The following is a 15093-nucleotide window of genomic DNA, read 5'->3' as shown; positions in this document are numbered from 1 at the left end:
TTTTTTTATCCGCAGATTTATTGTTAAGGTATGTTAAATCACTTGATAATTAGGTTAATTTCAATTTTAATCAATATTTTCGCAAATAATTTATTACCATTTATTCTACACACGTGTCAGACAGCTTAGTCATTATCCCTACCTATAACGAAAAAGAAAATATTGAGAAGATTATCCGTAAGGTTTTTAACCTGAGTTTTCCTTTTGAGGTTTTAATTATTGATGATGGGTCGCCTGATGGAACGGCAGCTATTGTAAAGAAATTACAGTTGGAATTTCCTGGTTTACATATGGAGCAGAGGACTGGCAAGCTGGGTTTAGGAACGGCTTATATCCATGGTTTTAAGTGGGCATTACAGCGTTCTTACAATTATATTTTTGAAATGGATGCTGATTTTTCTCATAATCCTGATGATTTATTTGCGTTGCGGGAAGCTTGTGTTAATGGGGCTGATGTTGCCATTGGTTCTCGTTATGTGAGAGGGGTCAATGTGGTAAACTGGCCAATGAGCAGGGTATTGATGTCGTATTTTGCTTCGATGTATGTGAGGTTGATTACAAGGATTAATATTCAGGATGCTACTGCTGGTTTTAAGTGTTATAAAAGGGTTGTTTTAGAAACAATTCCTTTTGATAAAATCAGGTTTGTTGGGTATGCGTTTCAGATTGAAATGAAGTTTACAGCGATTAAGTATGGGTTTAATGTGGTTGAGGTACCGATCATATTTACGGATAGAACGGAAGGGACTTCAAAAATGAGTACAAGGATTTTCAGAGAGGCTTTTGTTGGCGTTATTCAGATGAAGGTTACGAGTTGGTTTAGAAGTTATAAAAGATAGATCAAAAAGAGGGTTATGCACCCTTCTGACGGAATTCCCTGAAGTGGGAATCATTGTCAGAAGGGTACATAACCCTCTTTTTGATTTCTAAAGGTTTTTCCACATTGGAAATGCTGGTTACATTTCCTTCTAATCAGATTTTATTGGATTCCTTGTTGGATAGCTAATTGGATTACTTATTAGATAACTAATTAGATTCCTTGTTGCATAGCTAATTGGATTCCTTATTGCATATCTATTTTTCATTTTTATAGCTTCGCATCATTTCAGAGAAATTTTGTTTCTTATCCATAGCGATGACAATTTGTGTGAGCCGTTTAATACGTGTAGGTTCGGTTTTAGCTGTATTAAGCCAGTTGATATAATAATTCTGGTGGGACTTGGGAAGGCTAAGAAAGTTCTCTAAAAAATGTCTTTCTTCCAGCAGACAGAGTTCCAGGTCTTCTGGCATTTCTATTTTGAAAGTTTTGTCTTCTTCGAGCTGCAAATGCAGTTTTGCGCCTTCTTCTTTTTTTAATTGTTTACGTATAGTGGAATTCAGGGCAAGAATAAAGTCTCCCTCCCCCATTGGTATGAATGACATACCGGTTACAGGCAGTTCGTCGAGAAGTCCTTTAACACGAAAGCTTTTCCGGCAATCAGGTTTGATCTGATTGGCTATATCCTTTGGGATGGTCACGAATGTCCATCCGGTTTTCTCACCCATTTTGGAGAAGCGTTCTATTTCTGCTTCAAAAGTTACCATTCGTAATTCAATTTATACCTAGTGTCTTAACCAATTTAAAGATAGCATTTTGACTTTAAAATTTCTCTTCTATACCAAGGCCAAATAGTGCGAAATCATATTTCACAGGATCTAAGGGATCGAATTTGCGAAGTTCTGTAGTCAACTCAACAGCAGTTCTCCAGTCGGTTTGTTTACGGGTGATCAGATCAAGGCGACGCGCAACACGGTCTACGTGTACATCACATGGACAAATGAGGTCTGCAGGGGAAATGGTTGTCCATACGCCGAAATCTACTCCTGCCTGGTCTTTGCGTACCATCCAGCGCAGAAACATATTTAATCTCTTGCAGGTGGATTTTTGAGCGGGTGAAGAGATGTGTTTAACGGTTCTCCTGGGGGAATCCGGGAGACTGAAAAAGTAGGTACGAAAATGGTTTAAAGCATGTTCAGCGGTGAAACTTTCAAGTTGGCTGAAGTTTGATGGCAGGAAGGCTGTTTCCAGGCTGTCCGAAAGCGTGTAATGATGTTTAAAGAAGGAGACGAAGTATAGGAGATCTGTATCGTTAAATGTCCTGTGTTTGAAGTTTAATAGACGACGAAGGTCTTCATCACCGTGGTGCAGCATGAAGTTGTAAGGGTCGTTATCCATCCGGTCAAAGAGGTCAGTACATTTATTGATAATAGTTTTACGCTGTCCCCAAGCCAAAACTGCTGCAAAGAATGCGGCAATTTCAATATCTTGTTTTTTAGAAAAGCGATGTGGAATACAGATTGGATCATTTGTGATGAAGTTGGACCTGTTATATTGGGCAACTTTAATGTCCAGAAAATCCTTTAGTTCTAAAAATTCCAATGGTATTTATTTATAAAAGCCAGTTTAAAAGATTTAAACTGGCTTTATATGTTTGTAATAATTTATGAATTGGTGATAGAGACCTATCTCATTAACTCAGCGCCTGCGCTAAATCAGCTAAAAGATCATCGATATCTTCTACTCCAACACTCAGACGTAACAAGTTATCTGTTACACCTACTTTTTCACGTTCCTCTTTAGGGATTGAACCGTGAGTCATTGTAGTAGGGTGATTAATCAATGATTCAACTCCACCTAATGATTCTGCTAAAGTGAATACTTTAAAAGAAGAAGCTACTCTGAATGTTTCTGCCAGATCGGCACCTTTAAGGGTGATAGAAACCATTCCTCCGAAACCACGCATTTGCTTTTTCGCAATGTCATGGTTAGGGTGATCTTCAAAACCTGGCCAGTAGATTTTATCAATCTTAGGATGTGTCTTAAGGAAACGGGCAACTTTCTCACCATTTTCACAATGTGCTTTCATACGCAGGTGCAGCGTTTTAATACCTCTTAATACAAGGAAAGCGTCTTGCGGACCTGGAGTTGCCCCACAAGCATTGTAGATGAACCAAAGGTCTTTGTACAATTGATCATCATTCAACAATAAAGCACCCATCACTACATCAGAGTGGCCACCAATGTATTTAGTTACGGAATGCATCACAATATCAGCGCCCAGGTCAATCGGGTTTTGTAAATATGGAGAAGCAAAAGTGTTATCTACAGTTAGGATCAATCCTTTTTCTTTCGTGATTTTAGCTACACCTTCAATGTCAATAATCTGCATTGTTGGATTAGTAGGTGTTTCAATCCATACCAACTTAGTTTTATCATTGATATATGGCAGCATATTTTCTGGTTTTGACAAATCCAGAAAATGAAATTTAATGCCATATTTTGCATATACTTTAGTGAAGATACGGTATGAGCCTCCGTAAAGGTCATTACCTGTAATCACTTCATCACCTGGCTGCAATAGACGTAAAACAGTATCTGTAGCCCCCATTCCTGAAGAGAATGCCATACCATATTTCGCATTTTCAAGTGCAGCAAGACAATTTTCCAATGCCTGACGGGTAGGGTTTGTTCCTCTCGAATATTCAAAACCCTGGTGCTCACCCGGCGATTTTTGCCAGTAAGTAGAGGTTTGATAGATTGGAGTCATTACTGCTCCTGTTGTTGGATCAGGTTCCTGACCTGCATGTATGGCTTTAGTTGCAAATTTCATGTTGCTCTTTTTTAAATTTTTGATGCCTTATGCTTAATAAGCACGGGCGAATAAAACGCGTTGAACAGATGGCTTACCTGAATAAATACAAATTCCGTCTTCTAACTTATTATCTAACGGTATACATCTGATTGTAGCCTTTGTTTCTTCTTTTATTTTTTGTTCTGTTTCTGGCGTACCATCCCAATGTGCAGAAATAAATCCACCTTTGTTGTCTAAAAGGTCTTTTAATTCATCATAAGTGTTCGCAATCGTAATATGTTCTTTCCTGTAATCGAAAGCTTTTTTATAGATATTCTCCTGAATTTCATCCAATAACTGAACAATATAAATATCCAGCCCTTGCTGACTTACTGTTTTCTTCTCACCAGTATCTCTTCTGGCCAGTTCTACAGTACCATTTTCAAGATCTCTGCCACCAATAGCCAGACGTACTGGTACTCCTTTTAATTCATATTCTGCAAATTTAAATCCAGGACGTTGAGAATCTCTGTTGTCATATTTCACAGAGACACCTAATTTTTTAAGTTTAGGCGTTAATTCATTGACATAAGCAGTAATATTATTAAAGTCATCGTCATTTCTGTAAATAGGTACAATAACAACTTGTATAGGTGCTAACATAGGAGGTAAAACCAACCCTAAATCATCACTGTGTGCCATGATCAATGCACCAATCATACGCGTAGAAACACCCCATGAGCTTGCCCATACGTGTTCAATTTTACCTTCTTTATTGGTGAACTTTACATCAAATGCTTTTGCAAAATTCTGACCTAAAAAGTGAGAGGTACCTGCTTGTAATGCTTTTCCATCCTGCATCAGTGCTTCGATACAATAAGTATCCAATGCGCCTGCAAAACGCTCATTAGCTGTTTTCACTCCTTTAACTACTGGTAAAGCCATCCATTTTTCAGCAAACTCAGCATATACATCAAGCATTTGCTTTGTTTCTGCTACTGCTTCCTCAGAGGTTGCATGTGCTGTGTGGCCTTCCTGCCATAAAAATTCAGTAGTGCGCAGGAAAAGACGTGTACGCATTTCCCATCTTACTACGTTTGCCCATTGATTAATCAGCAAAGGTAAATCACGATAAGACTGCACCCATCCTTTGAAAGTATTCCATATAATGGTTTCTGAAGTTGGCCTTACGATCAATTCTTCTTCTAATTTCGCTTCCGGATCAACAATAATATTGCCTTCTCCATCATTTTTAAGACGGTAATGTGTCACAACTGCACATTCTGTCGCAAAACCTTCTACGTGTGCAGCTTCCTTAGAAAAAAATGACTTAGGAATGAATAAAGGAAAATAGGCATTACTGTGCCCTGTGTCTTTAAATTTCTGGTCTAAAACAGCCTGCATTTTCTCCCAAATGGAATAGCCATAGGGCTTTATAACCATACATCCTTTTACAGCTGAATGTTCTGCCAGATCGGCTTTCATAACAATGTCGTTATACCACTGGGAATAATCCTCGTTTTTACTTGTAATACCTTTGCTCATAACTGTTTGGAACGTTTATTGTGTTAAATAACTTGCATGCTAGGCTACAAATTTATAAATTTATGCCTACAAAAAAACTGTTTACACACACAAAGAACTCACATATTATGAAACCTAACCATTTATTTTACAGCATGCTGGTTGTTACGGCTCTCGCCGTGTCCTCCTGCTCTGCTCCTCAAATGGCCCAGCAAACTCGTCATAGTGACGATGTTTATGGTTCAACAGCGAAAGCGGTAGAGTATACCGCACCTGAGCGCACGTATTCGTCGCAATCAGTAAATGACGGCTATAATGATAATGATGATTATTATGGCAGCAGTGATTTATATGCTGACATGGATTATTCTTCACGTATCAATAGATTTTATTATGGCAGCCCTTATAGAAGCTATTATGATCCTTTTTATTATGATGGATTTTATGGCGGCGGTTACTCTCCTTATTACTCAGGATTAGGCTTTGGAATGGGATTCGGTAACGGTTACTACGGTAGTTCATGGGGTTTAGGCTTTGGCTACGGCGGTGGATTTTACTCTCCTTTCTATTCTCCATGGGGCTGGGGTGGCGGTTACGGCGGACTATGGGGCGGAGGCTTCTATGGTGGTGGCTATTATGGTGGCGGTTACTACGGCGGAGGCTGGGGTGGCGGCTGGGGCGGTGGTTACTACCGGTCCAACAGCATTTACAGACCAGCTTACAGCAGAGATACCAGAAGCAACGGCAATGGTAACTATTCAGGAAGAGCGACCAGCTATGGCAGCAGAGGCAACTACAACGGTTCTGGCGTAAGCCGATCAAATCCTGACGGAAACAGAAACTATGGAAATAGCAGAGCTGATGGTTATGGAAACGGCAGAAACAGTGGTTACAGCAGAAGCGGTGACAGATCATCTTACGGCCAGTCTTCTACAAGACCTGACAGATCATCTCAAAGCTATGCTCCTCAGCAAAGAGGAAACAGTGAGAGATCTTCTTATTCGCCAAGTCAAAGCAGATCATCAGGCGGTAGCTACGGTGGTGGTGGTGGCGGCGGTGGCGGCAGATCATCAGGCGGTGGCGGCGGCGGACGCAGTGGCAGAAACTAAAACTTATATGTATTTAATATCTAAATGAAAAAATTCATAAAAATCTTAGTAGTGGCTATAGTAGCCACTACAGGTAATACTTATGCCCAAAGCATCTATGCAGGTGATGCTTTAAGGTTCTCACGAACTGATTACGGAAGTTCAGCACGTTTCAAAGGTTTAGGAAATGCGCAAACAAGTTTGGGTGGAGACATCAGTTCTATTGGTGGTAACCCTGCTGGTTTAGGAATGTTTACCCGCTCAGAATTCAGTGTAACACCAGAATTCAATATCATACAGGCGAATTCAAATTATCTGGGTAAAAATACAAATACGTCTAAAGACAAGTTTAATTTAAACCAGGCAGCAGCTGTATGGTACAATCCAGTGGTCAGACCAAAAGGCAGTAACTTAAACAAAGGTGTAGTTAGTTTAGTTTTCGGTATAGGTTACAATAGAAATAACGATTTTAGTATTGAAAATAACTATTCAGGCAGAAACACACAGAGTTCTATCGCTACAGACTGGGCTCAGCGTGCAAACGGATATACTCCGGGAAGCCTGAACCAGGGAAGTATTGAAAAAGCAGCATTTGACAATTACCTGATTGACAAAGTCCCTGGCACTACTAATCAGTATGTGCCAGCTACATCAGCTACTAATAATACGCAAAGCCAGAATGAAGTTCGCCGTGGTTCAACGTCTGAACTGAATTTCTCCGGAGCAATGAATATCTCTAACAATCTTTATCTGGGTGCGAGCATTGGTTTTGTAAACGTACGTTATGAAACAAGTTCTGCATATTCAGAAACAGGAACTATTGTTAATAATCCATCTGATGCTACTGACAAGTTTAACCAACCAAATCCATATGCAGGAACTACGTATAACCTGCTTAACATGGTGAACAGCAATACAAGCGGAGCAGGTATTACAGGAAGATTAGGTTTAATTTACAAACCTGTTGAAGCTGTAAGATTAGGAGCTACTTTCCAGGCACCGACATGGATGCATATGGAAGTAAATTCAAGTGAGACGTTAGATACCCGTTTTTCTGGCGGTACTCAATTACCATTGGGTGATTATATGAATACTAACTTCAACTATAATGTAAGAACTCCATATAAAGGTTCATTTGGTGCAAGTTTTATTATTGGTCAAAATGCATTGTTAACTGCAGATGTTGATTATGTAGATTATAAGTCTACTAAACTTTCAGAAAGCGATGGTTATCCTGCTGATATTATCAGCAATAACAATTTCATCAAAAACAACTATACAAGTGCTGTTAATTTCAGAGTAGGTGGAGAATATAAAATTGATCTGTTCAGCTTAAGAGCTGGTTATGGTTACAGTGGTACACCTTATAAAGAAGATCCAGGTAATTTATCTGCTATTAAATCTTATTCTGGTGGTATCGGTTACCGCATCAATCAGTATTATGTTGATTTAGCTTATCAGCGTATCGAAACTAATAACTTCTTTAATCCTTACTATCTGGATGATAACTCTCAACCTTTGGCATCTACTAAAGTGGCAAGAAATAATATCTTCATGACCGTTGGTGTAAGATTTTAAGTATCGAACATAAAAAAGCGCTTGCTGAGATTCAGCAAGCGCTTTTTTATGCAATAGTAAATCAGATTTTGAACCTGTCTATATTTTTTTCTATCTCAGCATCTTTAATCAGTTCAGGCGCATGGTGTGGCTTTTTCCTTGCATCAATAATTAAAGGCCCTGTACACCCCCAATGCTTGTTAGTGATAAACTCTCCTACTCCATGGATATCTACAGCAGGATTGCTTCTGGTAAAAGTAACCCAGACAAAGTTATTAATAGTTTCCGCTGTAAACGCAGCATCATCACACAATACAATTAAAGCAATCCCATCAAGGTTCTGATCTTTTAACTGAAGATTCAGTGAGGCCATCAAAATAGCCGCCTCTTCTGCTGTAGTATATTGCTCAGTGGTAATAGCCAATATCCCAGGCATTACAAAATGATAAGCACCAAATGATACTGGTAATGTAAAACCCTTGGGCAGCTCTTTAGACAATGTTCTTTTGATATCCCCCGCAGCTGCTAATACAACTTTAGAACCACTATTCAAACCTTCACCACTATAATCCAACGTATCAATTGTTGTTTCGGTATGGAAATGAAGATCTCGCTTTAAATCTATACGTGATAAGATATGCGTTAAGAAAACTTCAATATCGTGGGTATCCAGAGCTTCATTATCTTCCCGCGCTGCTATAAAAACATACTTTGCTAAACTCAGCTGATTTTTACCCAGAATATGGTTTGCAATTGTTAATATTTCCTGCGGTCTGCGCTCCTTAAGAAATGGAGTATATCTTTCACTGCCTATTGCAAATAGCAACGGATGTACTCCTGCAGCATCTACTGCATTGACTTCTTTTAACCCGTGTATTTCTTGTGGTAAGGCAGATCCTGTGATTTCATGAATTAATGCACCAAAACTGGTATCTTCCTGAGGTGGGCGGCCAACAACTGTAAATGACCAGATCGCATCTTCCTTATGATATACGTTATGTACTTTCATTAAAGGGAAGGGATGAGTGAGGCTATAATAACCTAAATGGTCACCAAACGGGCCTTCCGGTTTATTTTCTTGTGGATAAACTGTTCCGGTGATGATAAAATCAGCATCGGCCGATAAGCAAAATCCTTCCTCGTCATAAAAATAACGGAAACGACGGTTACCCAATGCACCTGCAAATGTCATTTCCGACAAACCTTCCGGTAATGGCATCACTGCTGCAAGCGGGTGTGATGGTGGCCCACCTACAAAAATACTTACTTTCAACGGTACGCCTTTCGCATTAGCCTTCGACTGATGTACTCCTATGCCTCTGTGGATCTGATAATGTACCCCAATCTCTTTATCTTTTATATAATCATTCCCAGCAAGCTGAATCCGGTACATACCCAGATTAGCATTGAATATCCCGGGTTTATTTACATCTTCCGTGTAAACCTGCGGCATCGTGACAAAAGGCCCTCCATCCATCGGCCAGTTCACAATTTGTGGTAACTGACTAATTGTTGTTTTTTTAAATGCAGTCTTAAATAAACGCTGCTGTAATGGCAGGGCTGAAAAAGCAGTAAGACCAGCACCAGCAAATTTAAAAGGATTCTTAAGCGCCTTTATAGGATCAGAACGTAAGTCTACCAGTTGGCTTACACGAGGTAAGCTATCACGAAACATGAACTTGGATCTCTCTAAGGTTCCGAATAAATTAGAGACTGCCGGAAATGGGCTTCCTTTAATATTCTCAAAAAATAATGCAGGGCCTTTTTGTTCATACACTCTTAAGTGTATAGCTGCCATTTCCAAGTAAGGATCTACCTCTTCTTTGATACGGAGTAAATGACCATGTTTTTCTAAATCAGCCACACATTCGGCTAAGCTTTTATATCCCATCTGGATCAAAGGTATTAAGATTTCTGGTTTGTAAAGGTCATTAAAAGAGAAAAACCATGCTCAGGGCATGGTTTTTCAATTATTAAACGAAGAGCATATGCCCTATTATTTTTTACCAGCAAATGAACGTAACATCCATGTATTTTTCTCTTTGAACTGCATGAAACGGTTAACCATATCATTAGTACCATCATCACCTGCTGCCGAAGTAGCCTCTAACAGATCACGTTCTAATTGAATTAAATGTGCCATGTCTTCCAATACAGCATCAACCATAGCTAAATCCTGTAAGCCGATTGTATTGATTTCTTTAATTTCCGATTCTTTAATATAATCTTCAAAACGGCTGTGTGGTGGTTTTCCTAAAGTTAAAACACGTTCAGCAATTTCATCGATAGTCAATTGTGCATTCGTATATAATTCTTCAAATTTAAGGTGCAGTGTGAAAAAATTCTGACCCTTGATATTCCAGTGACATCCTCTTAGCTTTTGATAATGAATATGATAGTTTGCAAGATAATCATTCAGTAGATCTACTACTGGCTTAACTTGTTTTTCACTCAAACTAATTTCTTTTGCGTCCATAATGTATTTTTATTTAATTTGTGGATTGTTAATCTATGATAGAATAACATTTACAGGCATTAAATGGTTTTGAAAAAAAACTATATGATACAATAGAGACATATAATTGTCGTTTAATACTCAGAATTGAGGCTCTTATATATTATTCGTATAATTGCCTAATTAATCATTCACAAGAACGTTAATGCAAAAATTATATATACCGTTATTATTTGGTCTTATCCTGAACGTATCAGCAGTTAAGGCTAATAATCTAAGAGATTCCGTAGGTGTTGAGAATCTGAATGGCAAAAAGCTTATTTTACACCAGGTTGCCGCTAAAGACACTTATTACTCCCTTGGGAGAAGATATAATGTAAGCCCGAAGGAAATCATCGCTTATAATGAGAATAAATTCCTCTCTATTGGAGTTTTAGTCAAAGTACCAACAAATGTCCCTTTCTCAGGGCCTGCTCAAGTTCCCGCGGCCAAAACAGTAACGACCAAACATGTTGAACCTGCCAAACAGAATGCAATAGTAAATAAACCAGCAGAAACGACTCAGGATACTGGAAATTCAGAATTTACCGAACATGCGGTCCAGCCTAAAGAAAATTTAATGATGCTGGCCAGACAATATGGTACAACAGTAGCAGACATTAAAAGAATCAATGAACTGAAGACCATTAATCTTAAAATTGGTCAGATTTTAAAAATGCCTGTGAAAGCCGGTGCAGAAACAACTTCTTTAACGCCGGTACAAACAGCACCGGCACAAACTGTTCAGACCAAACCAGTAGTGACTACTCCGGTTACACCTGCACATCCAACACCTCAGCCAACACCAGTTACGGTTCAGGAGAAAAAACCTGAAATTGTAAAAAAATCAGAAGCACCTGTTGTTAAATCTGAACCAGTTACGCCAGTACGTCAAGGCACTCCGGACAAGAACCAATTCTTAGAACATACAGTGGCTTCTAATGAAACCATGTACTCTATAGCCACCAGATACAATTTAACACTTGATCAATTAAAAGCTAAAAACAATTTAACAACCAACTCTCTTTATGTTGGTCAGAAATTACTAATAAACGGACAGTATCCGGTTAAAAGTGAGCGTACTAGTGACTCAGACCCAAAAGATGCCGACACTATAGATTCTGTTAAAAACCCTTCATTAAGATTACCAGCCAGCCGTTATGGACTGAGTCAAATGGATGAAAAAGGTGCTGGAGTATGGATCATGGATAAAGATTTAGACTCTTCAAAAATGCTGGTACTTCATCGTACTGCACCTATCGGAACTATCATGAAAATCACTAATCCGATGAGCAACAGATCTACGTTTGCGAAGGTTGTTGGTAAATTTACTGAGAATGAGTCCACAAAAGATGTTATTATTGTAGTCACAAAAGCGGTAGCCGATGCATTGGGCGCATTGGATAAAAGGTTTTTGTGCAATTTAACGTACAGTGGACAAGCGAATGAACAATAACAAACCCTATATAATAGGTGTTGCTGGAGGTAGTGGTTCAGGAAAAACATTTTTTTTAAAGTGTTTTCTCCACCATTTCAGTACAGAGGAAGTATGTTTAATCTCACAAGATGATTATTACAAACCAATCGGTGAACAAAAGGTAGATGATAACGGATGGGTTAACTTTGACTTGCCAGAGGGAATTGATGACTCCAAATTATTGGAGGACTTAAAATTGCTGATTGACGGTCAGTCAATTTCAAGAAAAGAATACACTTTCAATATTAATGAGGAAAGCGCACGTTTAATGAATATAACAAGTGCACCAATCATTATTGTAGAGGGCTTATTTGTATTTCATTACCCTGAATTGTCTCAGTTATTCGACCTGAAAATTTTCATGGATGCAGATGAAGAAATCACACTTAACCGCAGAATCTCCAGAGATGAGATAGAACGTGGTTATACCCGTGATATGATTATGTACCAATGGGTTAACCACGTTATGCCTGCTTACAAACAATTTCTGCTTCCTTATAAGGAATCTTGTCAGAAAATTATTATTAACAATAAACATGTGGCGGAAGATATTATCGCCACTTCTAAAGAGATATCAGACGAATTAAAAGAAACTGTACTGAGTTCACAGCGATCAGTTTAGCTCCATTTCTTTCACATCTGCCTCAGCGAATAACTTTCCTGAGGTAGATTGTTTAATAAAATCAACACTCACACCTGGTGCTCTTTCAATTAACCTGAAGCCACCTTCCGGTAAAATATCAAGTACCGCTAATTCTGTAACTACTTTCCTGATACAATTTATACCAGTTAATGGCAAAGTGCATTTTGGCAATAATTTACTTTCCCCTGCTTTATTGATATGCTGCATAGCTACAATGATATTTTTTGCAGAAGCCACTAAGTCCATTGCCCCACCCATTCCCTTCACCATTTTTCCAGGAATTTTCCAGTTGGCAATATCTCCGTTTTCAGAAACTTCCATTGCACCTAATATGGTCAGGTCAATTTTCTGACTTCTGATCATACCGAAGCTCATCGCTGAATCGAAAATTGAAGAACCAGGTAAGGTAGTAATTGTTTGTTTTCCTGCATTGATCATATCAGCATCTTCCTCACCTTCAAAAGGAAAAGGGCCCATACCCAGCAAACCATTTTCGGATTGCAGTACAACATTGATTCCATCAGGGATATAATTTGCTACCAGTGTAGGGATACCAATTCCTAAATTCACATAGTAACCGTCTTTTAATTCTTTGGCGATACGTCTCGCAATTCCGTTCTTATCTAACATAAATATTTGATTGGTTAATTACGCGGTCTTACTGTGCGCTGCTCTATTCTTTTCTCGTAAGCTGAACCCTGGAAAATACGGTGTACATAAACACCCGGAGTATGGATATGGTCCGGATCAAGTTCACCAGGCTCTACCAGCTCTTCTACTTCAGCAATTGTGATTTTACCTGCCATAGCCATAACCGGATTAAAATTGCGGCTTGTAGAGCGAAATACAAGGTTGCCTGCAGTATCACCTTTCCATGCTTTTACAATTGCAAAATCAGCTTCGAATGCATATTCCATCAGATAATCCTTTCCATTAAAATTCCTGGTTTCTTTCCCTTCGGCTACCTCCGTACCTACACCAGCAGGGGTATAAATTACAGGCATGCCATAACCAGCTGCCATACAGCGGGTCGCTAAAGTTCCCTGAGGGATCAGTTCAACTTCTAATTCCCCACTCAACAATTGTCGCTCAAATTCGGCGTTTTCTCCTACATAAGAAGAAACCATTTTCTTTACCTGGCGGGTTTTCAGTAACAGGCCAATTCCGAAATCATCTACACCTGCATTGTTAGAAATACAAGTAAGCTCTTTCACGCCTTTCTTTACCAATGCGGCGATACACTTCTCAGGAATACCACACAGTCCGAAACCTCCAAGCATAATCGTTTGTCCGTCTATAATATCGCGGATCGCTTCATCAGCATCCGCTACTCTCTTATTGATCATATATTTGGTTTGGTTGCTAAATTATAGATAAAAACCACCCCGGCAAAATATTAATATTTTTTATTACATGGATCTGTTTCCAAACAATTTCGTACAATTGTTTAGCAACAAAATATGCTGAATGAAATCTCTTAATCTACTGCTGTTTACATCAATTTGTCTGTTTGGGCTCTACACATTTGCCCAAAAGTTAGCATCTCATGGACTGATTAGTAAAGTAACCAAATAATTAACGGGCAGAGATTTCTATAATCTGATCATTTGTTCCATTGCTGGTTCCGATATAAACTTTGCCATCCGGCGACTGACAGATTGCTCTTAATCTGCCGAACTGATTTTGCAGAAAATCCTTTGCAGAAGTAATTTTTGTCCCGCTTTCATCCAGTTTTAGCTGTAACAGCCTTGAGCCTTTAAGCGCGACAACCAATAAAGAGTTTTTCCATTGCGGAATATAGTCCGAATTATAGTAGGTTAAACCCGATGGTGCAATGGTAGGCGTCCAGGTCATCATCGGCTCTACCACGTTATTAAGCGCACAAAATGTTTTTTCTTCTGCTTGATCACATAATCCTTCCACGTTTGGCCAGCCATAATTTCTGCCTTTCTGAATCAAGTTAATTTCATCATCATTATCAGGCCCATGCTCAGAAGAATATAGCCTGTTGTTTGCCATTACCAATCCTTGCGGATTTCTGTGCCCGTAAGACCATACCGGATTATTTGGTAAAGGATTATCTGAAGGAATAGAACCATCCAGATTTAACCTTAAAATTTTTCCGGACAGGCTATTGGTATTTTGTGCCTGAGCAGCAGCACTGGCATCGCCTGTGGTCACCAATAATTTAAGATCCGGAGTAATCAGTAATCTTGAGCCATTATGAATGGAGGAAGCCGGGATCTGATCCAATAAAACTAATGGAGCACTCAAAACGCCATTGTTAAAAGTAAACCGGACCACTTTTCCTTTATTTCCAGAACCATAGTCATAAACCACATATACGTAGGGATTAGTACTGAACTGTGGATGCAATGCCATCCCCAGCAGCCCACCTTCACCAACGCTCGTTACTTCAGTAATGGTGTGTACTAAAGTAATCACACCATTCAGTGGATTTAACCGGCTGATTTTTCCAGCCCTTTCGGTGAACCAGATAAAATTATCTGGTCCATATATCATTTCCCACGGGAACCTTAAAGATTGAGTGAGTACTTCTGTTTTTATATCGGCATCCGGTAAAGTTTCCGGACTATCATTGTTTTTGCTTTTTTCACAAGCTGATAGCAAAAACAAGATAAAGATTGAAGTAAAAATTGTTTTCATAACAGGATGGTTTTTATTGATTAAACAATCCA

The 15093-nt window shown here is 39.0% G+C and carries 14 protein-coding genes; 5 read left to right on the top strand and 9 right to left on the bottom strand.

Annotated features, from left to right (window positions below; translation table 11 throughout):
- The first annotated feature begins 113 nt into the window (after positions 1-113).
- The gene (locus AY601_RS01945) at positions 114-839 is read left to right on the top strand and encodes a polyprenol monophosphomannose synthase (RefSeq protein ID WP_068395652.1); all 726 of its coding nucleotides are present in this window, start codon (positions 114-116) and stop codon (positions 837-839) included.
- Positions 840-1074: 235 nt separating this feature from the next.
- Here AY601_RS01945 and AY601_RS01940 read toward each other — a convergent pair whose 3' ends face one another.
- The 4 genes from AY601_RS01940 to proS form a co-directional block, all read right to left on the bottom strand.
- A complete protein-coding gene (locus AY601_RS01940; RefSeq protein WP_068395650.1) occupies positions 1075-1584 on the bottom strand; it encodes a YdeI/OmpD-associated family protein in 510 nt (169 codons plus the stop codon).
- A gap of 55 nt (positions 1585-1639) precedes the next feature.
- Positions 1640-2419: a TIGR02757 family protein gene (locus AY601_RS01935; protein WP_084359023.1), complete on the bottom strand. Its 780-nt coding sequence runs from the start codon at positions 2417-2419 to the stop codon at positions 1640-1642.
- 91 nt (positions 2420-2510) lie between these two features.
- Positions 2511-3650, bottom strand: coding sequence for a cystathionine gamma-synthase (locus AY601_RS01930; protein WP_068395646.1), 1140 nt, complete (start codon positions 3648-3650; stop codon positions 2511-2513).
- A 33-nt stretch (positions 3651-3683) separates the two neighbouring features.
- Entirely contained in the window at positions 3684-5156 is a 1473-nt protein-coding gene (gene proS, locus AY601_RS01925; RefSeq protein WP_068395644.1) for a proline--tRNA ligase, read from the bottom strand.
- Positions 5157-5263: 107 nt separating this feature from the next.
- Between proS and AY601_RS01920 the strand changes: the two genes are divergently transcribed.
- Both AY601_RS01920 and AY601_RS01915 read left to right on the top strand, forming a co-directional pair.
- Positions 5264-6244, top strand: a complete 981-nt coding sequence (locus AY601_RS01920; RefSeq protein WP_068395642.1) for a hypothetical protein — start codon at positions 5264-5266, stop codon at positions 6242-6244.
- Positions 6245-6268: 24 nt separating this feature from the next.
- On the top strand, positions 6269-7801 hold the full coding sequence (locus AY601_RS01915) for an OmpP1/FadL family transporter (RefSeq protein ID WP_068395640.1): 1533 nt from the start codon (positions 6269-6271) through the stop codon (positions 7799-7801).
- A 61-nt stretch (positions 7802-7862) separates the two neighbouring features.
- Here the strand turns inward: AY601_RS01915 and AY601_RS01910 are convergent, their stop codons facing one another.
- Positions 7863-9671: a UbiD family decarboxylase gene (locus AY601_RS01910; protein WP_068395638.1), complete on the bottom strand. Its 1809-nt coding sequence runs from the start codon at positions 9669-9671 to the stop codon at positions 7863-7865.
- 105 nt (positions 9672-9776) lie between these two features.
- Positions 9777-10256, bottom strand: a complete 480-nt coding sequence (locus tag AY601_RS01905) for a Dps family protein (RefSeq protein ID WP_068395636.1) — start codon at positions 10254-10256, stop codon at positions 9777-9779.
- Between the two features lie 184 nt (positions 10257-10440).
- Between AY601_RS01905 and AY601_RS01900 the strand changes: the two genes are divergently transcribed.
- A complete protein-coding gene (locus AY601_RS01900; RefSeq protein WP_068395634.1) occupies positions 10441-11730 on the top strand; it encodes a DPBB and LysM peptidoglycan-binding domain-containing protein in 1290 nt (429 codons plus the stop codon).
- Positions 11720-12373 carry a uridine kinase family protein gene (locus AY601_RS01895; protein ID WP_068395632.1) on the top strand — a complete coding sequence of 218 codons (654 nt, stop codon included), beginning with the start codon at positions 11720-11722 and terminating at the stop codon, positions 12371-12373. Before AY601_RS01900 ends, AY601_RS01895 begins: the two co-directional genes overlap by 11 nt.
- On the opposite strand, the gene AY601_RS01890 is transcribed toward AY601_RS01895, so the two are convergent.
- The 3 genes from AY601_RS01890 to AY601_RS01880 all read right to left on the bottom strand — a co-directional run bounded on the left by AY601_RS01890 (position 12365) and on the right by AY601_RS01880 (position 15061).
- Positions 12365-13024 carry a CoA transferase subunit B gene (locus AY601_RS01890; protein ID WP_068395630.1) on the bottom strand — a complete coding sequence of 220 codons (660 nt, stop codon included), beginning with the start codon at positions 13022-13024 and terminating at the stop codon, positions 12365-12367. The genes AY601_RS01895 and AY601_RS01890 overlap by 9 nt on opposite strands.
- Positions 13025-13038: 14 nt before the next feature.
- Positions 13039-13740, bottom strand: a complete 702-nt coding sequence (locus tag AY601_RS01885) for a CoA transferase subunit A (protein WP_068395628.1) — start codon at positions 13738-13740, stop codon at positions 13039-13041.
- 229 nt (positions 13741-13969) lie between these two features.
- The gene (locus tag AY601_RS01880) at positions 13970-15061 is read right to left on the bottom strand and encodes a PQQ-dependent sugar dehydrogenase (RefSeq protein ID WP_068395626.1); all 1092 of its coding nucleotides are present in this window, start codon (positions 15059-15061) and stop codon (positions 13970-13972) included.
- Positions 15062-15093 lie beyond the last annotated feature (32 nt).

Source organism: Pedobacter cryoconitis, from assembly GCF_001590605.1.
In the GTDB taxonomy this organism is placed as follows: domain Bacteria; phylum Bacteroidota; class Bacteroidia; order Sphingobacteriales; family Sphingobacteriaceae; genus Pedobacter; species Pedobacter cryoconitis_A.
Note: the sequence above shows the minus strand (reverse complement) of the source record. Positions and strands in the feature narration are given on the sequence as shown.